Origin of the sequence: Paraburkholderia adhaesiva, assembly GCF_021390575.1 — a bacterium.
Lineage (GTDB): Bacteria > Pseudomonadota > Gammaproteobacteria > Burkholderiales > Burkholderiaceae > Paraburkholderia > Paraburkholderia adhaesiva.
This window is the reverse complement of sequence record NZ_JAJEJQ010000002.1, coordinates 487,965-508,070: the sequence shown is the minus strand read 5'-3', so window position 1 is coordinate 508,070 and position 20,106 is coordinate 487,965. Positions and strand designations below refer to the sequence as shown.

At 59.7% G+C, this 20,106-nt stretch carries 21 protein-coding genes and 1 pseudogene; 12 read left to right on the top strand and 10 right to left on the bottom strand.

Annotation, left to right across the window (positions count from 1 at the left end; genetic code table 11):
• Positions 1-198: 198 nt before the first annotated feature.
• A complete protein-coding gene (locus L0U80_RS17835) occupies positions 199-1,020 on the top strand; it encodes a tyrosine-protein phosphatase (RefSeq protein WP_233867704.1) in 822 nt (273 codons plus the stop codon).
• 622 nt (positions 1,021-1,642) lie between these two features.
• Positions 1,643-2,881, top strand: a complete 1,239-nt coding sequence (locus L0U80_RS17830) for an EAL and HDOD domain-containing protein (protein ID WP_233867701.1) — start codon at positions 1,643-1,645, stop codon at positions 2,879-2,881.
• Here L0U80_RS17830 and L0U80_RS17825 read toward each other — a convergent pair.
• Both L0U80_RS17825 and wrbA read right to left on the bottom strand, forming a co-directional pair.
• Positions 2,835-3,158: a DoxX family protein gene (locus tag L0U80_RS17825; RefSeq protein ID WP_267954892.1), complete on the bottom strand. Its 324-nt coding sequence runs from the start codon at positions 3,156-3,158 to the stop codon at positions 2,835-2,837. The two genes, L0U80_RS17830 and L0U80_RS17825, sit on opposite strands and share 47 nt — an antisense overlap.
• Before the next feature lie 71 nt (positions 3,159-3,229).
• Complete coding sequence (gene wrbA, locus L0U80_RS17820; protein ID WP_233871395.1) at positions 3,230-3,832, bottom strand: NAD(P)H:quinone oxidoreductase; 603 nt, start codon at positions 3,830-3,832, stop codon at positions 3,230-3,232.
• 601 nt (positions 3,833-4,433) lie between these two features.
• On the opposite strand from wrbA, the gene L0U80_RS17815 reads away from it, so the two are divergent.
• The gene (locus L0U80_RS17815; RefSeq protein WP_233867695.1) at positions 4,434-5,609 is read left to right on the top strand and encodes a DUF4382 domain-containing protein; all 1,176 of its coding nucleotides are present in this window, start codon (positions 4,434-4,436) and stop codon (positions 5,607-5,609) included.
• A gap of 29 nt (positions 5,610-5,638) precedes the next feature.
• Here the strand turns inward: L0U80_RS17815 and trhP are convergent, their stop codons facing one another.
• The 3 genes and pseudogenes from trhP to L0U80_RS17800 form a co-directional block, all read right to left on the bottom strand.
• Complete coding sequence (gene trhP, locus L0U80_RS17810; protein WP_233867691.1) at positions 5,639-6,937, bottom strand: prephenate-dependent tRNA uridine(34) hydroxylase TrhP; 1,299 nt, start codon at positions 6,935-6,937, stop codon at positions 5,639-5,641.
• Between the two features lie 263 nt (positions 6,938-7,200).
• Positions 7,201-7,380 (bottom strand): annotated as a pseudogene (locus L0U80_RS17805) (oxidoreductase); the annotation flags it as partial.
• Between the two features lie 33 nt (positions 7,381-7,413).
• A complete protein-coding gene (locus L0U80_RS17800; protein WP_233867689.1) occupies positions 7,414-7,713 on the bottom strand; it encodes a DUF1330 domain-containing protein in 300 nt (99 codons plus the stop codon).
• Between the two features lie 404 nt (positions 7,714-8,117).
• Here L0U80_RS17800 and L0U80_RS17795 point away from each other — a divergent pair, with 404 nt between their 5' ends.
• Both L0U80_RS17795 and L0U80_RS17790 read left to right on the top strand, forming a co-directional pair.
• Positions 8,118-8,840, top strand: a complete 723-nt coding sequence (locus L0U80_RS17795; protein ID WP_233867686.1) for a helix-turn-helix transcriptional regulator — start codon at positions 8,118-8,120, stop codon at positions 8,838-8,840.
• Positions 8,841-8,872: 32 nt separating this feature from the next.
• Complete coding sequence (locus tag L0U80_RS17790) at positions 8,873-9,247, top strand: VOC family protein (protein ID WP_233867683.1); 375 nt, start codon at positions 8,873-8,875, stop codon at positions 9,245-9,247.
• A 79-nt stretch (positions 9,248-9,326) separates the two neighbouring features.
• Here the strand turns inward: L0U80_RS17790 and L0U80_RS17785 are convergent, their stop codons facing one another.
• On the bottom strand, positions 9,327-10,256 hold the full coding sequence (locus L0U80_RS17785) for a LysR family transcriptional regulator (RefSeq protein ID WP_233871392.1): 930 nt from the start codon (positions 10,254-10,256) through the stop codon (positions 9,327-9,329).
• A 160-nt stretch (positions 10,257-10,416) separates the two neighbouring features.
• Here L0U80_RS17785 and L0U80_RS17780 point away from each other — a divergent pair, with 160 nt between their 5' ends.
• The 6 genes from L0U80_RS17780 (at position 10,417) to L0U80_RS17755 (ending at position 15,130) form a co-directional block, all read left to right on the top strand.
• Positions 10,417-11,430: a zinc-binding alcohol dehydrogenase family protein gene (locus L0U80_RS17780; protein ID WP_233867680.1), complete on the top strand. Its 1,014-nt coding sequence runs from the start codon at positions 10,417-10,419 to the stop codon at positions 11,428-11,430.
• A 30-nt stretch (positions 11,431-11,460) separates the two neighbouring features.
• Positions 11,461-11,886, top strand: a complete 426-nt coding sequence (locus tag L0U80_RS17775; RefSeq protein WP_233867677.1) for a GlcG/HbpS family heme-binding protein — start codon at positions 11,461-11,463, stop codon at positions 11,884-11,886.
• A 520-nt stretch (positions 11,887-12,406) separates the two neighbouring features.
• Positions 12,407-13,675: a PQQ-dependent sugar dehydrogenase gene (locus L0U80_RS17770; protein WP_233867674.1), complete on the top strand. Its 1,269-nt coding sequence runs from the start codon at positions 12,407-12,409 to the stop codon at positions 13,673-13,675.
• A gap of 17 nt (positions 13,676-13,692) precedes the next feature.
• On the top strand, positions 13,693-13,989 hold the full coding sequence (locus L0U80_RS17765; RefSeq protein WP_233867671.1) for a c-type cytochrome: 297 nt from the start codon (positions 13,693-13,695) through the stop codon (positions 13,987-13,989).
• 84 nt (positions 13,990-14,073) lie between these two features.
• On the top strand, positions 14,074-14,289 hold the full coding sequence (locus tag L0U80_RS17760) for a hypothetical protein (RefSeq protein WP_233867668.1): 216 nt from the start codon (positions 14,074-14,076) through the stop codon (positions 14,287-14,289).
• Positions 14,290-14,395: 106 nt separating this feature from the next.
• On the top strand, positions 14,396-15,130 hold the full coding sequence (locus tag L0U80_RS17755; protein WP_233867665.1) for a hypothetical protein: 735 nt from the start codon (positions 14,396-14,398) through the stop codon (positions 15,128-15,130).
• Positions 15,131-15,431: 301 nt separating this feature from the next.
• Here L0U80_RS17755 and L0U80_RS17750 read toward each other — a convergent pair whose 3' ends face one another.
• From L0U80_RS17750 to L0U80_RS17740, 3 genes are all read right to left on the bottom strand, one after another.
• On the bottom strand, positions 15,432-16,124 hold the full coding sequence (locus tag L0U80_RS17750) for a CBS domain-containing protein (RefSeq protein ID WP_233867662.1): 693 nt from the start codon (positions 16,122-16,124) through the stop codon (positions 15,432-15,434).
• A gap of 197 nt (positions 16,125-16,321) precedes the next feature.
• Complete coding sequence (locus L0U80_RS17745) at positions 16,322-16,591, bottom strand: hypothetical protein (RefSeq protein WP_233867650.1); 270 nt, start codon at positions 16,589-16,591, stop codon at positions 16,322-16,324.
• Positions 16,592-16,703: 112 nt separating this feature from the next.
• On the bottom strand, positions 16,704-17,171 hold the full coding sequence (locus L0U80_RS17740; protein WP_233867647.1) for a hypothetical protein: 468 nt from the start codon (positions 17,169-17,171) through the stop codon (positions 16,704-16,706).
• A 745-nt stretch (positions 17,172-17,916) separates the two neighbouring features.
• Here L0U80_RS17740 and L0U80_RS17735 point away from each other — a divergent pair.
• Positions 17,917-18,993 (top strand): acyltransferase family protein, encoded by a 1,077-nt coding sequence (locus tag L0U80_RS17735; RefSeq protein WP_233867644.1) that lies wholly within the window; start codon positions 17,917-17,919, stop codon positions 18,991-18,993.
• 240 nt (positions 18,994-19,233) lie between these two features.
• On the opposite strand, the gene L0U80_RS17730 is transcribed toward L0U80_RS17735, so the two are convergent.
• A complete protein-coding gene (locus L0U80_RS17730; RefSeq protein WP_233867641.1) occupies positions 19,234-20,010 on the bottom strand; it encodes a fimbrial biogenesis chaperone in 777 nt (258 codons plus the stop codon).
• Positions 20,011-20,106: the final 96 nt, after the last annotated feature.

The following is a 20,106-nucleotide window of genomic DNA, read 5'->3' as shown; positions in this document are numbered from 1 at the left end:
GCCCTGCTTCGCCCCCGAAGACGGCTTTCGCGAGCAGAGGCAACTATCCCGACCCATGCTTGTCATGCAACGTAGTGGTCAACCCTGGGGAATTTTGGCGTGAAATGAAAAACGAACCGTACCGACTCGATAAAAAATAGGCGCTCTCCTCACTCTCGAAGAACCGCAACGCCTCGGCGGCCGAATCCTGAATTGGGTATGTCAAGCCAAATCTCGTCACTTCTCTCTGGCGTCGCCTCCGATGAGGTGCGCGACGGGGACCCGTCTTTGAAACTGGGTTCCTCCGGTGCACCGCTTCTTTTCGACAACATCCATAACCTGCGCGACCTTGGGGGGCTGCATGGCCACAAGAGCAGACGCATAGGCGCGGGGCGACTCTTCCGCAGCGGTAACCCAGGGATGGCCAGTTCCAACGACATTGACAAGCTTCGGACGCTTGGCCTGGATGTCGTCATTGACTTTCGCGCGGCCGAAGAAAAGAGCGATGAAGAATGCAGGTTTGCCGATGCGTTCGACTGGATGGCGCTGCCTGTGCTGGAAGGCAGCATGAGCATGACCGAGCTGGTGCCGCGCTTGAGGAGTGCGACACGGCAGGAAATGGACGACTTCATGCTGCAGTTGTACCGCGATTTTCCGATCAAACACCAGGCTGCCTTTGGCCGTTTCATGAAAGAGGCGCAGACGGGTCGTACGCTGCTGTACCACTGCAGCACAGGCAAAGACCGAGCCGGCTTCGCAACCCTTCTGTTGCTGTCCGCACTCGATGTGGCGCCCGACGTGATTTTTGCCAATTACATGGAATCAAATCGAAGGAACAGGGGACTCGTTCAAGGGCTACTTACTCGCCTGGCTTCGCTAGAAATTTCGCCTGACGTAGCTATGCCGCTGCTGGAAGTTCGGCCAGCCTACTTGCAAGCGGCGCTGGAGATAATGCGGCAGCAATGGGGCAGCACTGAGAGATTCGTCAACGAAGCTCTGGCCGTCGATGTCGAGGAATTGCGCGCGCATTACCTGGAGTAGCTCAACTGCTGCAAGATCGCCACGTCGACATTCCTTCCGGGGCTGACCGACTCGTTTATGGGAAAAAGGCGCCCCTCGAATACGCGAAGAACAGCACGAGTGACCGACTGCATACAGGCTGTCGGCAATCGGTCTCCCCGGAAATCAGCGAAAAGCTTTTTTTACCGAGCTTTACTGCGGTACTTGCCGCTTGAGTGACGGCAGTAAATCGTCAAGCGCCGTCGCAATCGTTTGCGCGCAGATAGCTATGACGTTGCGCATTGTCGTGCGACATTGCGTCACGCTAGAATGCCTTGCCCGAAATACCCGGAACGCACTTCAAAGCCATCAGTTTCAAAAACAACCGCGGTACGAGGGGAAAAAAGTAAGTGAAGCTGATGTGGACCGTCACGAATCACGATCGGGCTGAACCTGTCGCTCGACAATGCCTTTCTTTATCTAACCGGGTCTGAATTTTCGCTGCATCGGTATGGCGTGGCCGTTGGTGCGCTTGAAATTCTCAATGCAGTCGCGCACAAGCACAAAACCGATCTAATCGCTCGCGCGAAGTTGTTCGAGCATCTGGACCAGCGCAAGGAAATACACTGGGGGAGTCGATATGTCCTCGTATGACCGCGAATCCATGAACGCGCCGCATGCCGCCTATATCGGTCGACAGCCGATTGTCGGTCGATCGGGTGAGCTCATTGCCTACGAGTTGCTTTTCCGGCGCGGCGACACGAACGCAGCGAGCGTCATCGACGATACCGCAGCCACGGGGCAAGTCATCGTCAATGCGATCGGCGAATTCGGAGTCCAGAAGGTCCTCGGCGATCAGCGGGGCTTCGTCAACGTCGGCAAGGAATTGCTGGAGGACGACGTGCTGGCTTTGCTGTCGCCGGAGAAATTCGTCCTTGAGATCCTCGAAACGATTCCGCGCGACGCAGCACTCGAATCTCAATGCAAACGTCTGCGTAGCGCGGGATTCGGACTCGCGCTCGATGATGTGACTACCATCGAGCAAATGCCCGCGAGCATCCTCAAGCTCGTAGAAGTGGTCAAGATCGATTATCCGCACATCGATCCGCGAAACCTTCGCCAGCTTGTCGATACCGCCCACCGGGCCGGTGTTCGGGTTCTCGCAGAGAAGGTCGAGACGGCGAAGGAGTATCGCGAACTCCATGCACTCGGCGTCGACATGTTTCAGGGCTACTTTTTCGCTCACCCGGAAATGCTGAGCCAACGAAAGCTCAATTTCGCGATGTCCGATCTGATGGACCTCGTGCGCGCGTTATCTTCCGATGATCGGCTCGAAATGATCGAGCCGATCATCAAACGGAACCCGCCGCTGTTGATGCATCTGATCAAGCTCGCCAGTAGCGGCCTCTTTAGTTCGGCAAAGCCGGTCTCGACTATCGGCGAGGCTATTCTTCGCATTGGAACGCGTACTCTGGTGCGTTGGGTCCAACTGCTGCTTTATTCTGGAGTGGGCGACGTACCATTGCGGTCCAATCCGCTTTTCCAGCTCGTTGCCACGCGGGCACGGTTTCTCGAACTCGCTGCGGATCTGGTGCGGACGTGTGACTCGGACCTCTCGGACCGGGCATACCAGGTCGGAATCTTCTCCCTCATGCACCTCATGTTGGGCATGAGCGCGCAGGACCTCATGGGACAACTATCCGTTGCCCCCGACGTTCGCGATGCCGTCATTCTTCGATGCGGAACACTCGGCAATCTTTTGATGCTCGCCGAAATGGTCGAGTCAGGCCAGGGAGCCGATTTCGAAATGCTGCCCGTACTGGAAGGAAAACTCGCAGCGAAAGACGTGTCCGATATCACTGCGCAGGCCGCGGAATGGGTACTTGCCGAGATGGCGGGCTAAACGGCGCGGTGGTTTTTTTTCGATTCATGGGCCAGTAGTGGTGGCCCATGAACGCGATACCGAGTGTATATAGCGCGAGCAGGAAGGCGAGCGGATGGGCGTAGAAGCCGATGACGATGGTGATGCCCACGACAAATCCACCACGATGAAGACCACCGCAGAAAGCGCGAGCGCGCGCGCCGACCGAAATCATGTAGCCAGCAGTGCCTGAAAATCCCGTCAGTTTCTGCCAGCCACACAGAACGAACAAGACCATCAGCCGTGCGCGCGCGAACAGGAAGCGCTCATCCTTGCGTTATTCAATCGAGAAGTGGCGCATCGCTGTTTCACCGTTTGCAGATGAGCGCATCAGCTAAACAGTTTGGCGGCCAACTCGGCAACGTGCTTTCCCTGATAACGTGCGATGTCGAGTTCGTTCTGCGACGGTTGTCGCTTTCCATCGGCACCAGCAAGTGTCGTCGCACCATAAGGCGTGCCGCCAGTGATCTCCTGCATGTTCACAAGCCCGGCGCATGCATAGGGCACACCGACAATCACCATGCCCTGGTGGAGCAACGTGGAGTGAAACGAGGTGATGGTGGTCTCCTGGCCGCCATGCTGCGTACCGGTTGATGCAAATACGCTGCCGATCTTGCCAACCAAGGCGCCTTTCATCCACAGGCCGCCTGTCTGGTCGAGGAACGTGCGCATCTGCCCAGCCATGTTGCCGAAGCGGGTCGGCGTACCGAAGATGACCGCGTCGTAGTCGGCCAGTTCGCCGGGCGTCGCAACCGGCGCCGGCTGATTCATCTTGACGCCGATTGCTTTTGCCTGCTCGTCGGGGATCGTTTCAGGGACGCGCTTGAGTGTCACCTCGGTACCGGGCACCGAGCGGGCGCCTTCGGCGACTGCGTTGGCCATCGTTTCGATGTGTCCGTACATCGAGTAATACAGAACAAGTACCCTCGCCATTTTATGCTCCTGGTCGATGTGTCCCGCCTGCCAGTGCGGGACGTACAAGATGCGGGGTCCGGCGGACGGATGCCGCGTCTTCGCGAAAGCCGGAACGCGATGAATCACCTGCACCAATATAGGCGATTTATCCACTGAGGATTCGCTAGCCGTCCGCCCGGAAGGCAATTCGTATTCATCTGATCTACGCCGAAAATCGAATGGCAGCAAAGGCTGAAAAGGGGCGGGCAACCTCGCGTGAGCCGATATCCGTTGGACCTCAGAGAGCGGCCGTCGTCGGGGCCGAGACCCGCATGTCCGCAACGGGTAGTTCGCATCAACGCAGTTGCAATGCCTTCGTGGGACGTGCTCCAGCGAAGCGGCGGAACCTGCGGGTTTTCCCTCTGGGCGGAGTCCTTGCTGTCATCGGATCGGAGATTGACTGGCGCCGACTAACCGGACTCGCTCCTGCCGGTAGATGCATCACGCTCGAGCGACGGCCACTTTCCGGAACGCATCGTGGTGCTACTCGAATGGTTACGTCCTGTTGCAAACACGACGATCGCTACTGCCCCGCCATACGTATCCTTTGTACATCCGAGACCAAACAATCAGGTGTGCAATGAGCAGCTTGCGGAAAACCCTGGCGTGCGCAATTTTCGCGTCGATCACGCTCGCGGCGTGCGGTGGCGGAGGCGGAGGCGGAAGTAGCGGCGGAGCCACGCCGACCGGCACCGTGAACGTCCAGATGACCGATGCCCCCTCGTGCGGCTTCGACCACGTGTTCGTGACGGTGAACGAAGTGCGAATCAACGCGAGTTCGAGCGCGGGTGATAGCGACAGCGGATGGACCAGTATCACGCTTGCGACTCCGCAGAAGGTAGACCTCCTTTCGCTCACGAACGGCACGATGGCAACACTCGGCCAGGCCACCCTGCCCGCCGGCCAATATCAGCAGGTGCGGCTCGTGCTCGCACCGAACCAGGGTAACACCCCGTCCAATTCGGTCGTCGTGTCGGGAACGACCAATGAACAGGCGCTCGCAACACCGAGCGCGACGCAAAGCGGCCTGAAGATCATTCGTCCGTTTGAAGTGGCTGCGAACTCAACGGTCGATCTCGTGCTCGACTTCAACGCCTGCAAGTCGGTCGTCCAGCAGGGCAACGGCTCGTACGCCCTCAAACCTGTCATCACTGCCACGCCGATGACCGTCGCCGGCACAATCGACGGGTTTGTCGCCGTGGCGGAAGCCGGCGCAACTGTGTATGCCGAACAGAACGGCAAGGTGGTGAGCGGCACGGTGGCGGACAGCACGGGCCACTTCGTCTTCTCGACGCTTGTCCAGAGCTCGACCAACGGCAACTACGACATCGTGATCGCGCAACCCAACGAGACGACGGGGATCGTTACATCGGTGCCTGTCGTAGTCGGTGCTACGACGCACGTCTCCACGGCAGGCCAGCCGATCGTGCTGCCCGCCTCGACGATGAATGCGGTTAGCGGCACTGTGACAGCGTCGGCGGATGCGAGCCTGCGTGCGCTTCAGGCCACGTCGACGGGCACGTACGAAATCGCATCGGCAAATGCGAACCTCGATACGGGCGCCTATACGACGAGCCTGCCCGTCGCGGCACCGATGGTCGGCACGTATAACGGCACGCTGCCCGTCGGCCTGGCCGCAGCGGCGAGTTCGGCGGGACAATACACGATCGAAGCCGATGCGGCCTCGGGCGCCACGCAATCGACCGCCGTCAACATTACGGGCGGAAGCCAGACAAACGTGAACTTCGCCTTCTAACGAAGAGTGCGGTACGGACGGAGGGGAGCCTACTGATCATCCGCGACATATCGGGCCACAAGCGTCATCGGCCCGGTTTCTCCGATGTCGACTTGGACCGTATGACCGCTGCCAGGCGCAACATCGCAGGCTTGTCCTTCCAAGTTTTCCATGCGGCTCAAGGTCATGTCGCGCGCGCCGTCCGGCGTGACGATCTCCAGCGCGTCGCCAACAGCAAAGCGATTCTTCACGTCGAGCGTCGTAAGCCCCGTCACCGCGTCATAAGCCAGCCATTCGCCGACGAACTGTTGACGCGCACTGCCCGAGGCTCCGCTCAAGTAGTTCTGGTATTCCTCGGAGTGATGCCGCTGCAGGAAGCCGTCGGTGTAACCGCGATTCGCGAGGCCTTCGAGGCGACCGAGGAGACCCGCGTCGAACGGGCGGCCGTTGACCGCGTCGTCGATGGCGCGAGAATAGAGTTGTGCAGTACGCGCGACATAGTAATGTGACTTGGTACGGCCTTCGATCTTCAGGCAATCGACGCCGATATCGACCAGTCGCTGCACATGCTCGATCGCGCGCAGGTCACGCGAATTCATCAGATACGTGCCGTGCTCGTCTTCGGACAGCTCCATCCATTCGCCGCTGCGCTGCGCTTCTTCTTCCAGCATATACACGCGATCCGCTGCCGCGTGGCGCGGCACGTGTTCGCCTTCAGGCGTCACCGCGGACTCGGTCATGCGATAGCTCCAGCGGCAGGCGTTGGTGCACGTGCCCTGATTCGAATCGCGATGATTGAAGTAGCCGGAGAGCAGACAGCGTCCGGAATACGCCATGCACAACGCGCCGTGCACGAAGACTTCGAGTTCGGTGTCGGGGCAGCGTTGGCGGATTTCAGCGATCTCGTCAAGCGAGAGTTCGCGCGACAGGATCACGCGCGATACACCGATCGAATTCCAGAAACGGACGGCGGCGTAGTTGACGGTATTGGCCTGCACGGAAAGGTGGACCGGCATGTCGGGCCACGTCTCGCGGACCATCATGATCAGTCCGGGGTCGGCCATGATCAGTGCATCCGGGCCAAGGGCCACCGCGTCGCGCAAGTCCTTGATGAAGGTGTCGACCTTGCGGTTGTGCGGCATCAGATTGACGGTCAGGTAGAAACTCTTGCCGGCGGCCCGGCAGGCTTCGATCCCTTCAGCCAGGAAGCCCGTGTTGCGGAACTCGTTGTTGCGCGCACGCAGGCTGTAGCGTGGCAGGCCCGCGTACACCGCATCGGCGCCGTATGCGAGAGCGTAGTTCAGGGCGCGCAGCGAGCCGGCGGGGCTGAGGAGTTGTGGGCGCTTCATGGCGTAGGCGTGCTGGAAAAAACCTGTAAGAGTACCAGCGTTTTTTTGGGCGTCATTTGCGCTAGCGCATGTCTGCGTGTAGTTTTCTGCGCGTCACAGAGATGGGATCAGACCCGTATGCACGCGCCGCGGGTGAAGCGGGCTAGCGGCCAGTTTCAGCCGGCCGCGGCATATCCAGATGGGCAGTCGAATGACGCATTGGGGTGACATCATCTGACATTCGCGCTTCAACTTGTAAGCGGCCGGCTTATGAACCTGATTGCCTCCTCAGCGAGGGATGGCTTCGCTACCTCGATGGCGAAGCGTGCTCGATTTTCGATCGAGCCGCCGTATTCATCCGCGCGCGCGTTTGCGCTTGGGGCGAAAAACTGCTGGACCAGATACGCATTCGCGCCGTGAATTTCGACGCCGTCCGCACCGGCGTCAATCGCCCGGCGTGCCGCTGAAACCGACCGACCTTCCACAAAAATCACGCGCTATGAGGTTGCGGCTACCCCTTCCAGCGCAATAATCCGTGTCGTCGCACATCTTTCACGGATCGCCTTGAGGCGGGTGTATTCTGGCGAGTCATACCAGGCCATTAAGGACTCCATGTCAGGAAACTCGACGATGACGAGGCGGTGCGGTTGCCAATCACCTTCGAGAACTTTAGTCAGACCACCACGGCCCAGATATCTCCCGCCATAGCGCGCCTCAGTAGCGGGCACTTCTCGTTTGTACTCTTCAAAAAGAGCGGGGTCTTTTACATCGACATCAGCAATCAGGTATGCAGTCATGGCGCAATCCTTTTCACAGCGTCCAATCGCTCACTATCAATGCTCGATTGTGGCCAACAGGGGCGTGAATCCAGGGTGCGGAACCAATCGCTTGACAACCTGCAATGGCGAACCGGAAGCAGCGCACATCCTCAGCACTCACGTTGACCGTCGATCGGCTTTCCCACTTCACCACTTGCCGGGCTGCCGCGTCAACAGGAAGTAAAGTTTCAGCGGCCGGCATTGAGCCCCCACGCGTGGCCCACCTTTCCGCTATGCGTCAGAGGTCGGCCATATTGAGCCGTTCGACAAAGCCGCATAGATCGTCAACAATGCAACGCCGGCCCGAACGCACCAGATGCATTCGCTCTGAAGTAACGGGTCGCCTCGTTGATTCTCTTCAGTATCGATATCCGGATTCAGGTATGTCCCGTGCCGAACGTCTGCTTCAACTCCTGCAAGTGCTACGTCGTTATCGACGTCCCGTGAGCGGCCAGGCCCTCGCTGATGAGCTCGGCGTGAGCATCCGCACGCTATACCGGGACATCGCCAGTTTGCAGACACAGGGAGCAATGATCGAGGGGGAGCCAGGCATTGGCTACGTGATGAAACCGGGTTTCATGCTCCCACCCATCATGTTCGGCTCAGAGGAACTCGATGCCCTGGTGCTTGGCATGCGCTGGGTGGCCGATCGCTGCGACAAGACGCTGTCGTCCGGCGCGCTAGGCGCGCTTGCGAAGATAGCCGCCGTACTGCCCACTGAATTGCGTCGCGAACTGGAGGAATCTTCGCTGCTCGTCGGCGCACCGTTGACGAGACCTACCCACACAATCTCGCCGGACCTTCTACGTGCCGCGGTCCGTGCGGAGCAAAAGCTCGACATTGCTTACGTGGACGGCGCTGGCATTCACTCCCGGCGTATCGTTTGGCCTTTTGCCCTGGTGTATTTCGACCAGGCGCGAGTACTGATGTGCTGGTGCGAGCTTCGAGCTGATTTTCGGAATTTCCGTTCGGATCGGATCTTGAGCGTCGAGCAGATGGAGGAGCGCTACCCAAAGAGGCGTTCCACACTGCTTCGTGAGTGGCGCAAATTAAATCAGGTCGCCAGTCGCACGATACTGCCAGAATCTGACAGCATCGATCGCTAGACTAAAGCTCCTTTCTTGACGAGGAGCTCAAAATGAAGTTCGCATCGGTTCGCGTTGTTACCCCGGATGTCGAAAGGCTGGTCGCGTTTTATCAGAGGCTTTCCGGGATCGAGGCTGTACGTCTGGCCGATGGGTTTGCCGAAATACGATTCGAGGGCTCGACGCTAGCGATTTCATCTGAGCATCTGATCAAGCTTTTCAACGTCGGTGCTGCCACTGCCGCTGCCAATCGATCGGCAATCCTGGAGTTCGAAGTGGACGACGTTGACGCGGTGTTCGAACGGATGAATGCGTCCGGAACGCCCATCGTGATGCCGACGACATTAATGCCGTGGGGCAATCGCTCGCTCCTGCTGCGTGACCCCGATGGGAATCTCGTCAACCTGTTTTCTCGACCCGTGCGTTGAGAAAAGCCGCCGTCCCGGTGGCCGGCTGCTTTACTGTTCGTTCAATCTCGAAGGCCGAATTGGGAAGACGCGCACTTCGTTACGCAGATTGGGAACCACGCGGCGGGTGGCAGGCAAGCAACGCAGAGCAACGTTCTCGCAAGAAGGCATGCAACGCGTTGATCGTCGGCGTCAGTTGCGCACGATGGGCACACATCAAGTGCAACGGCGCAGGCTCGCAATACTCCGGCGGAAATAACTCGATCAGTCGCCCGGCCTTCAGGTCATCGATGAGGTCCAGTCGCGACTTATAGACGAGGCCTTCGCCGGCTATCGCCCAGCGACGGACCGCATCGGCATCGTCGCTGATGCGGTTTCCTGTGACGGCCACGGTGCGCTCGCCGCCGGGAAGCGTAAAGCGCCAGCGTTCGTGTATCTGCTCGCTCCATACGTACCGAAGGCAGTTGTGTCGACGCAGATCGTCGACTTTGGCCGGTGCACCATGCCGTTCGATGTACGACGGCGCGGCGCACAATGCGCGTCGGTTGTCGTCGACCAACTTCATGCCGAGGAGCGACGAATCCGGCAGCGATCCGTAGCGCACGGCTGCATCCAGCGGCTGGCGGATGAGGTCGGCCGCGCGGTCGCTCATTTTCAGGTGCAGCGACAAACCGGGGTGCTGGTGCTGAAAATCGTCGAGCCACGGCAACAGCAGGTTTCGACCAAAGTCAGACGGAGCGGACAGTCGCAGAGGGCCGGACAGCGCTCCCCGACCGTTTGCCAGGGCCTGCTCGCCCTGCTCCCGCGCACCGACCATGACCCGCGCATGCGGCAGGTAGCGCTCCCCCGCCTCCGATAGTTGCATACTGCGCGTGGATCGCGTGAACAGACGCTCGCCCAACGCCTTTTCGAGCCGCTGCACCGAAGCACTCGCCTGCGCAGGCGCGATGTTCAGCTGGCGTGCCGCCTCCGAGAAGCTGCCGAAGTCCACCGCGTGCACGAAGATCTGAACGTCATCAAGCCGGATTATTTTCATTGAAACGCCGAAAGTGTTTGGTCCTGGTGGGCATTTATTCGCATATTGCCGAAAGATACCATGGTGTCCTTGCTGCTCTGGAGGAAGGTCCCGCCCCGCTGCGGGTGGCCTTCCGCGTTCGCATCATCGCCTGTCCCCCGAAGGAGTTTTTCCCATGAAGGCCATCGGCTTCTATCAGAACCACCCCATCAGCCATCCGCAGGCACTGCAAGACATCGAGCTGCCGACGCCGGAACTGCGCGACTACGACCTGCTGGTGGAAGTCAAAGCTGTGTCGGTCAACCCGGTCGATACCAAAATCCGGCGCGGTGGAGATATTCCTGAAGGCAATGCGCGCATCGGCGGCTGGGACGCCGCGGGAATCGTCCGCGCGACCGGTCCGTTGGCCACGCGCTTCAAGCCGGGCGACCGTGTGTGGTACGCCGGTGACATTACGCGGCCCGGTTGCAACAGCGAACTGCACGCAGTGGACGAACGCATCGTCGGACCCATGCCGAAGTCGCTGGACTTCGCCGAAGCCGCATCGTTGCCGTTGACCGCGATCACCGCGTGGGAGCTGCTGTTCGAGCGTCTGCGCGTTCAGGCTGCCGACCCGACCGACAATAACGTGCTGCTGGTCATCGGAGCGGCTGGCGGCGTCGGTTCCATTCTTACCCAACTGGCGCGCGAGCTGACTGGTTTGACCGTCATCGGCACGGCCTCGCGGACTCAAACTCGCGAGTGGGTGCTCGCGCATGGTGCTCATCACGTCATCGATCACCATCAACCATGGGGGCCCCAATTGGCCGCGCTCGGGATCGAACATGTCACTCACGTTGCCGGTTTGAACGAAAGCGCCGCCTATGTGCCGCAAATCGCCGCCGTGCTGCGTCCGGAAGGCCAGTTCGCGCTGATCGACGACCCGGTGGGCCTCGATATCGGACCGTTCAAGGGGAAATCCATTTCGATTCACTGGGAGCTCATGTTCACCCGCGCGATGTTCACCACCAGCACCATCGCACGCCAACACGCGTTGTTGCGCCGCGTGGCGGAACTGGTCGATCAGGGCATCGTCAAGCACACCCTGACCCATCGCATCGATGGCATCAACGCCGCAGGTCTGATTCAGGCACATGCGCTGGTCGAGGCCGGCAACATGATCGGCAAAGTCGTCGTCGCCAATCGCTAATTCATTCTCATTCGGACAACGGGCATAAACATGACATCGCAGATCATCGGCACGACAACCATCAGCCTGGAAGCCGCGCAAGCCTTGCTGGCAGAAGCGCGCCGCGCCTGCGCGGCGCGCGGATTCGCCGCGACAGTCGCCATTACCGATGCAGGCGGCCACCTGCGCGCTTTCGAGCGCGCGGATTCGGCGCCGTTCCTTACCGTCGATGTCGCCATCGACAAGGCCTGGACCGCCGCCTCGTTCGGCATGGCCACGCATCGATGGAATCAGTACATGGCGGAGCCCACTGTTGCCCCGCTGGCGCACCATCCGCGCCTGATGCCGATAGGCGGCGGCGTACCGCTCTTCCATGAAGGGCGTCTGGTGGGTGGTATCGGGGTTTCTGGCGGAACGTCCATTCAGGACCACGAGGCCGCCGAGGAGGCACTGCGTAACGCAGGGTTTCTGCAATGAGCCGGCACTGCTCGCAGACTCCGTTGCAGGCGCACACATTGGAATGACGCGGCTTCACGGCGATGCTGCTTTCGAAGGACCGTCACCGCTTGCGCGGTGACCAGTGTGTTGCATCCACGGGTTGAATTCGCACGCAGTCTGCTACGGCCAATCCCATCGGACAGCCATCAACCTCAAACAGCCTTCCGGTCCACCTGGTCAGTGTTTCACCGTACACACTTTTTATTCAGAGTTCCTATACTTGTCCGATGCTGGCACATCGTTGTGATGTAGAAGATCCCGGTCCTGGCGAATAACGGAAGTTGTTGCGCAATTCAAACCAGGATCTCGATTATCTCGTACGCCAGGCACCCGGCACTGGCGAGCGGAATTCGTTGGTCGATCCCGCTCTGCCACCGTGCGCGTCGCGGCTTCCGCATCCTCATGTTCATCGTTGACCGGTGGCGTGCTTCCGCGATTGAAGCAGTTGGCTGTTTTGTTCAAATGCCCTTTCAAGTTCCTAACAACAGGAGGCAACCCGATGAACACAACGCTCAAGCTTTTGCCGGTGGCCCTGGCCGCGATCCTCGCCTGCGCCTCGCACGCGAACGCGGCGCAGGACAACGTCACCACGTTATCGAACTTCCACACCACAGGCACCAGTGCACCGGTTGAAAACGTCCCGCAGACTGGCCCGACCGCCGATGCATTGCGCAAGAACCTCAGTCAGATCAAGCTGCCACCGGGCTTCAAAATCGAACTGTATGCCGTAGTGCCCGAAGCGCGAGCCATGGCGATCGAGCCGTCGACGGGTGTTGTGTTCGTCGGCACGCGCAAGAACCGCGTGTGGCAGGTCACGGACCGCACGCATCAGCGTGTGGCCAGCGATGTAGCCCAGTTCGCCGCAGCGGTCGATTTCAAGGTGCCCAACGGCGTTTGCTTCTCGCCCGACGGCGTGCTCTACGTGGTCGAGCAGAACCGCGTGCTCGCCTTTCCGGCCGCGCAGTTCTTCGGCGAGGGCGGGCCGGACGTCGCGGCTGCCGTCGTCGTTCCGCAAGGCAAGCTCATTCCGACGCAGTTCGAAAGCTTCAATCACGGCGCCCGTTATTGCCGTATCGGGCCGGACAAGAAGCTGTACATCGCGCTGGGTCAGCCGTGGAATGTGCCGCCGAAGGACAAGTTGCCGGAGCTCAGCAAAGCCGGGCTATCCGGCATCATTCGCATGGATCAGGACGGCAAGAACCGTGAAATCTACGCCCATGGCGTTCGCAATTCAGTCGGCCTCGACTTCAATCCGAAGGACAAAACGCTCTGGTTTACCGACAACCAGGTCGATGGCATGGGTGACAACACGCCGCCCGGTGAGTTGAACCACGCGACGAAGATGGGTGAGAACTTCGGCTTCCCGTGGTATGGCGGCGGGAAGGTGCGCACGGCCGATTACAAGGATGAGACGCCACCTGCCGGCATCGTGTTTCCTCAGGTCGAGTTTGCCGCGCACGCCGCCGATCTGGGCATGACGTTCTACAACGGCAAGATGTTCCCTCAGAAGTATCAAGGCGGCATCTTCGATGCGGAGCACGGGTCGTGGAACCGCACCACGCCGATTGGCGCGCGCCTCATGTTCATACCGGTCAAGGCCGATGGCACGGCGGGCCAGGCCGAAGTCTTCGCGGAAGGCTGGCTCACGTCGACCGGCGAGTACATGGGGCGTCCGGTTGACGTGCAGACGCTGCAGGACGGGTCGCTGCTCGTCTCCGATGACTATGCGGGCGCGATCTACCGCATCTCCTACACCGGCGCGAAGTGACACGCGTGGCGACGGGGATGCTGATCGCGGGTGCGCTCGCCGTCGCTTCGCACGCATCGCTCGCAGAGGGCGATGCCTCTGCGGGGCGTGCGAAGGCGGCGCAATGCGCGGCATGTCATGGCATCGATGGCATATCGAAGCAGCCTGACGCACCCAATCTCGCCGGTCAAACGGAGCAATATCTGACGAAGGCGCTCAACGACTTCCGCTCGGGCGCGCGTCAGAACGAGATGATGTCGATCATGGCAAAAAGCTTGTCGGACAAGGATGTCGCCAATCTGGCGGCGTATTTCCACAGTCTCGGCAAGCAGTGACGGCGTGGCGGGCGCCTGCTTCCGGTCTGGTGTGGTAGCAGAGCTGAAGCGGGCCCTGATCGTCCGGGAGTTACACGACATCATTTGGACGCAACGTTCGCGATGGTGGGCCGATGGGGCATCGGTGCCATCGGCATTGTTTTTCTGCTGCCAAATACCGCCGAAGGGTTCAACGCTAACTTGCCGTCATCGAAGATGAGGATGGGTGATTTGCATCGTCGCCGTGATAATTCCGGCAATGGCGGTCGCGCATTTTCGGCGCTGACCGCGTGCCTGGAATTGGCCAGGAGCAATCGGTAAATCGTACATCTCCAAAACAGCCGCGCATGATGACTTTGACCCTCGAAGCATTGCTGTACTGGCGGCGACTATCCCAAGCGACTCAAAGGAACGGTCAACAAAAATTATGAATAACCTTGCCAGAAAATTATTCGCGCATACTGCCGTTTTGCTGGTTCCGACATTGATTTCGTGCGCGGCAACCGCCGCAGATACGCAACGCGATCCTACCGCCGTGCTCACCTCGCTGGCCGACCGCATATACGTTTTGGGAGAAACAACCGGCAAAGTCGACGATATGATCGCGGCTGAAGCAAACGCGGCCGAGGAAGTCCGCCAGTATGTTGTGGGGGGCTCGACCGACGGACTTCTTGCAAAAGACAAAGGCAAGCAATCCCCTCTAGCGACCGCTGCCTACATGGGCTACCCAAACGTTGTAGCGGCGCTGCTCACATCGAGTCTCGTAAGGGCCCATATCAATGACGCCGACGAAATGGGTGTAACACCGTGGATCGCCTCGAATCTGTCTATGAGGCAGAGCTTGTGGGCATGCAATCCAGCAATAGTCGGCAATCCGTTCAAGTTTGTGCCGATATTGATAACACAGCCTTATTACGTATCTAATCCAACACCTCCGTACAAAAAAACGCGTGAAGTGCTGGAAGAAGCGGGAGCATCCTCCGACATGGCCAAGGCAAAGGAGGTGTGGCTCACAAACTGCAAGAACCAATCCGAAGACGCAAAGACCAAGGTACAAGCCAGCACCGACCTGCAAAAAACCGTTCAAGAGCTTGGCGCGGATGAGTTGACGACGCTAATGACAGAGCTTCGGAAGAAGGCCGCAGATGTGCAAAAAAAGTAGTGGCCAGTCCACTGGACGCTCCTGACCGTCAGCTTTTCCAGGCTGGCTATTTCCGCTGCGGGTCGCGAGCCGCCAATCGCCGCCATGTAATGCGCAGGCAGCGTATGCCGAGTGCACTAGGCGCCACCCGGCCCGGAGTAGCAACGCGCTCCCCACAACGCAAGACACAGCGGCGACGTTCAAGCTATAGCGACATCGAGACAAGCACATCTGTGCATTTTTCGACTTATCCGCCACGACCATGTCGCCGGACCTTCACCCATCAAGAATCGATCGTACACGTGCTGCCGCTGTATGGAATCTACACCGCCGGAATCACGCTCGGAACCTCCGCATGAAATTCCACCCGCTTGACGCCCGCCACGCCCTCGGCAGCAATCTGAATGGCGCGTTTCGCCTCCATGCTCTCGATCACGCCCCATAGATGTACGACGCCTTCCTTGACGAGCACGCACTGCTTCGGAAGCCCCCAGCGCTGCCCGTGCATTTCCCGGGCTATCGCGTCGCGCAGACTTGCATCGTCGGGCGACGCCGGGTCAATGGTTGCTCTAGCAGAAACGAGCGTACAGAGCAGGTTTGCATGACTGACGATTCCGACCAGCTTGCCGTGTTTCAGCACCGGCACGAGATTCAGATGCCGACGCTCCATGAGATCCGCAATCTGCGCGAGTCGCATGTCTTCAGTAATCCATATCACCTCATCGCACATTACGTCTTTTACAAAACGTCCGTGCTCCTTCACATACCTCGCGGCCTGCCCGCGAGACGATGACCACAATAACTCGTGCCACCACTGACGCTTGCCATGAATGGTCCCGTTTTCTACCCTGTGCAGCAGGTCGCCATGGGAGATCATGCCGACGACCCTTCCGATCGCATCAACGACCGGCATGCCGCTGATACTGTTGACGACGAGCAGTTGTGCGGCCTCGTGGATCGTCATGTTCGGTGCTGCGGTGACGACTGACGTCTTCATGATGTGGCGGGCGAGCATGGTTGCTCCTTCGACGTGTCGCGACAGGTCCTCATTGGGAGCTCCCATCGCGCGAACTGGCCCCGAGCGGACCGCTCGGTGCTGAGGCGCCTTGATTCCACAAACTGATTCAATTGCGGATTGGGCCGCCGCCCTTTGTGCAAAGCCCCCCCTTTAATGGGCTCGTCTAATCGTTAAGTGTGCTCAGGCCGCCCGCGCTATCGAACTTCGAGTGAGCAAAAGAGGTCCGGAATGCAAAGAGCAATCGAGTCATCCGACGCTGGCTGCATTGCAAACAAGATCTGCGATGGATCGAAGTGCGGAAACGGCGTGTTTCCCAAGGCATGTGGCACCTGGGCGGAGTCATCCAGCCCGGAATCGAAATCGGCGTTACCGGTCGCGGCCATACAGCGTTGAAATCCGGCGGTCGCCATTGTCGTGACCACGCAGCAGGTTAGAACGGTTATGACCCGACTCGGGTAGCTCATGTCGCGACTCCTTAAGCGTGGCAACTCGTTGAGCGCTACCTTCCTTTTGTGAAGCCGGAAGCCGGGCAGACTGCTCCGTGAGTAAATCAAAATAGCGCGCGAGATCAGCGCATCACGTTGGCCGATCGTCAATGACGAACCATCTGAGCGTACGAGCCGGTTGGTCAGGCACGGCAATTTGCGTGGGCAGGCCGCTGATCACGCCCTTCACCTGAGCGACAAACGCGTCACCCTTCACCGATGCAAGCGAGACGGTTTTCAGGCCGCACTGCGCCGCCGTGTTCAAGCGCGAGTGCACGAGGGTGAGCCACCAATCCGTCGCGGTGTAGCCTGTGTCCCGGGCTTCGATGCACGTCCGATAGTTCGAGGCGACAAACGTTCCGGCGTCACCCGAGGCCGCCACCACAGCCCAAGCCTTCTCGTAGCCCCCGCCAGCCTGTCCCGCAGCGTCCCCCTCCATCGGCTGCGTTTGCAGCCCATAGAGCGTGGCCACAGCGACGCCTGCAATTGCAGCGAGTCCAGCGAGATACGCGGCATGACGCTTCGCTGCCTGACGACCCGTTTTCGGTACAGAAATCATGGCGTGATCTCCTTCCTTCGACGACAAGGTCTGGTCCCTGGATCTGTGGTTGTGATGGCCACACTGCAATGCAATGGCGGCCTGGATCTTCGACTGGATCGTAGATTGATCCCAGGCGCCCGAAAATAACCTGAATAGGTGATCGTGTAAGTCCAGCCCTGCCAGTGCCGACGGCGCCCCTCCCGTCGACGGCGGACAGACAGTCTGACGATGCGATGTTCGCCCTTTGGGATGAGTTTGCAGACTTCACGGTCAGTGACGGCGAAACGGCCGTTGGGTACCTGCTGGCGTGCCGCAGTTCCGACAATTGCCGCCGATAGGCAACGTCACCGCATCGCTATTGAAGCGGGCGTAGCGCTCAAGAAGCAGACCTTCAGCTCACATCAGGTCGTACTGGTCATCGGCCAAAGCGACCATTCGCACATCGACGTTGACGTGCTCGCTCGCGATCTCGGACCAGCCATTTGCCGACGGCGAACCTCCGGCACCGCCATCGACGCGTACCTGGTTGCGCCCCCAACTCGCCGTTTTAGCTCCCGTTGGCAGGAGGGCGAGTGCCGACGAACATCTGTGATCATCGTCCGGCGGTCCGCCGACACGCGGAAACAACAGAACAGGCTAGCAAGCACCCCGACAATGTGGCCCAAATCACATTCCGCAGCAGTGAATTGACGTGCGCAGACCGCAAATTTCTATAATTTTCCGAATCTCCAGAATCGGCTGCCGGGTGCCCTGAGTCAGACAAATGCGTACAGCACACCAACCTAGACTTTGCGGGCTGCAACATCTTCGCTTCTTCGCGGCCTTCGCGGTATTGGCACACCATATCCTTGAAGAGGCTTCGGGAAGTCCGCTGGCGCACATCGCTCCGGCAGTGCAACGTATCGGGGCATGCGGTGTCGATATTTTTTTCGTGATCAGCGGGCTGGTGATGTGGCATACGACGAAGGGCTTCTCCTCGCAAACGTCTGCGAGGCGGTTCATCGGCCGTCGCCTCACGCGAATCATTCCGCCGTATTGGACGTATCTGGCCTTCGTGGTCGCACTGTCTTTCAGTGGTATCGCGTTTACTCACAGGCAGATTGGCGCCGTTGACCTTACCGAATCGGTGTTATTGCTTCCACCCACGACATCGGCCGGACTGATCGTCAGCGTTTCGTGGACGCTTGTCTATGAGCTTTACTTTTACCTTGTCTGCGCCGCCGTACTCTGTCTGCCGTGGCAAAGGTTGCGTGTGGTGTCGATTGTTGCCCTGATCGCCGGCGTGCCTGTAGCGCTCAAGATGGTCGGGGCCGCTGCACAAGCCCAATATTATGGAAATCCACTCGTAATTGAATTTCTTTTCGGCGTCTTTCTTGGCTTGTTGAGCGTATGGCTGCCCACACCGGGCCGCCGTGTCAGGTGGACAGTGCTGACGGCATGTATCGTGCTATTCGGGTGGGCTGCTGTGGCCTCACCCGATGCAGCAACCTTTGGCCTGCCTCCTTCATTCAGATGGTGGGCCTGGGGACTTCCGGCGGCGCTTCTCGTGTCCGCGTACGTGCACACGGAGGACAGAGGCCGCCGGATCGGGCGTGCCTTGACGGTGCTCGGCGACTCGTCGTATGTCCTTTATCTGACTCATGGCCTCTGGATGATCGCATTCGCCAAGGCCATCAAATCCGGGGCGTTTCACAAGCCGCTCAGCCTCTATCTAACGGCCTCCTGCGTGGCGGTCCTTGCGGTGGTATTTGCGCTCGGCATTCACTTGTACCTGGAGAAGCCGACACTAGCCTGGCTTGAGGGCAAGAGATCGCGGATTCGCGAACCGGCACTGACTTGAAATTGCGATCGTCCAGTAAACCTGCAAAGCGTCATATCTATCGCGCCGGCCGTCCCCAGGCATCCCGGATATCGTGACCGCTCGCCACGACGGCGATCCGCAACGGCGCGCCGTTGAGATCGGAAAGGCGGCGCACGTTCACGAAGCGTTCATCTGGTCGATACAACGCCGCACGGCATCGGCATGCGCCGCGCCGGTCAGCACCATGCAGCAGGCCGTCCCGCCATCAAGCCGCACTAATCACGTAGCGCCGCCCGATGCACCGGCGCTACCGATCGACACCCGGCGATCATCCACGATCGTGTTGCCGTCGTCGCCAATCAACGTGTAGTTCAACTTCGCGCTGTCTCCAGGGGCATTGCCCAACGCATCGAGTTTCACCGTCGCGCTGGAAAACGGCGCGATCATGTCCACCTGACGCTGTTGCGACCGGTCGCCGATTGTGACTTGAACAACGCCGATCGTCGCGTAGTAAGGCGTGGGATTGTCGATGGTCAGCGCGAGTGCATCGCCGGTTCGATTCAACGAAAACGCGAGATGCTTGTGCAGGTCGGCCGCCGGATACGGAAGCTTGTCGGGCCGCATGAACACCTTGATCTGGGTGCGCATCGTGACCGTCAGGTCTACGACGTCGGCGCTCTTCGTGCGCGTCGGCGTCGCCGGTATCTCGTACAGATTGAGCCAGTACGCCGACTCGCGGTCCGTCGGCAGATTCGCGCCAGCGCTGATCATGCGCAGGTTCGTCTGGTCCCCGATGCCGATCCGGAAGACCGGCGGAAGCACCACCACCGGCGACTTCGAATCCTGCGGCAGAACGTCGAGCCGGCCATCGTCCACCCACGCCTGCACCAGCACCGGATACTTGTTCAGGTTGTAGACCTGCACCGACTGCTCGACAGCACCGGCGCTAAAAATGACACGCGACGTTTCCGGCGTCACGCCAGCGACGGCATGAACGCAGCACGCCAGCCCGGCCAGCAGGACCGGCAGACTGCTGCGTCGAGCGATGTGACGCACACCAGTGCGCCACCAGGACACGGCAAGGGATGCACAGCGCCCGCGCGCTGACGGTGATCGCGCGTGGATATCTGCAAGGCGAGCGACGGCTTTGCC

What these genes read in the sequence shown, in the direction of transcription:
- L0U80_RS17790 (WP_233867683.1), top strand. Translation starts at nt 8,873, where the DNA reads ATGAAGTTCGCATCGGTTCGCGTTGTTACCCCGGATGTCGAAAGGCTG.
- L0U80_RS17835 (WP_233867704.1), top strand. Translation starts at nt 199, where the DNA reads ATGTCAAGCCAAATCTCGTCACTTCTCTCTGGCGTCGCCTCCGATGAG.
- L0U80_RS17735 (WP_233867644.1), top strand. Translation starts at nt 17,917, where the DNA reads ATGCGTACAGCACACCAACCTAGACTTTGCGGGCTGCAACATCTTCGC.
- L0U80_RS17765 (WP_233867671.1), top strand. Translation starts at nt 13,693, where the DNA reads ATGCTGATCGCGGGTGCGCTCGCCGTCGCTTCGCACGCATCGCTCGCA.
- L0U80_RS17795 (WP_233867686.1), top strand. Translation starts at nt 8,118, where the DNA reads ATGTCCCGTGCCGAACGTCTGCTTCAACTCCTGCAAGTGCTACGTCGT.
- wrbA (WP_233871395.1), bottom strand. Translation starts at nt 3,832, where the DNA reads ATGGCGAGGGTACTTGTTCTGTATTACTCGATGTACGGACACATCGAA.
- L0U80_RS17815 (WP_233867695.1), top strand. Translation starts at nt 4,434, where the DNA reads ATGAGCAGCTTGCGGAAAACCCTGGCGTGCGCAATTTTCGCGTCGATC.
- L0U80_RS17750 (WP_233867662.1), bottom strand. Translation starts at nt 16,124, where the DNA reads ATGCTCGCCCGCCACATCATGAAGACGTCAGTCGTCACCGCAGCACCG.
- L0U80_RS17780 (WP_233867680.1), top strand. Translation starts at nt 10,417, where the DNA reads ATGAAGGCCATCGGCTTCTATCAGAACCACCCCATCAGCCATCCGCAG.
- L0U80_RS17745 (WP_233867650.1), bottom strand. Translation starts at nt 16,591, where the DNA reads ATGAGCTACCCGAGTCGGGTCATAACCGTTCTAACCTGCTGCGTGGTC.
- L0U80_RS17770 (WP_233867674.1), top strand. Translation starts at nt 12,407, where the DNA reads ATGAACACAACGCTCAAGCTTTTGCCGGTGGCCCTGGCCGCGATCCTC.
- L0U80_RS17800 (WP_233867689.1), bottom strand. Translation starts at nt 7,713, where the DNA reads ATGACTGCATACCTGATTGCTGATGTCGATGTAAAAGACCCCGCTCTT.
- L0U80_RS17830 (WP_233867701.1), top strand. Translation starts at nt 1,643, where the DNA reads ATGAACGCGCCGCATGCCGCCTATATCGGTCGACAGCCGATTGTCGGT.
- L0U80_RS17740 (WP_233867647.1), bottom strand. Translation starts at nt 17,171, where the DNA reads ATGATTTCTGTACCGAAAACGGGTCGTCAGGCAGCGAAGCGTCATGCC.
- L0U80_RS17775 (WP_233867677.1), top strand. Translation starts at nt 11,461, where the DNA reads ATGACATCGCAGATCATCGGCACGACAACCATCAGCCTGGAAGCCGCG.
- trhP (WP_233867691.1), bottom strand. Translation starts at nt 6,937, where the DNA reads ATGAAGCGCCCACAACTCCTCAGCCCCGCCGGCTCGCTGCGCGCCCTG.
- L0U80_RS17755 (WP_233867665.1), top strand. Translation starts at nt 14,396, where the DNA reads ATGAATAACCTTGCCAGAAAATTATTCGCGCATACTGCCGTTTTGCTG.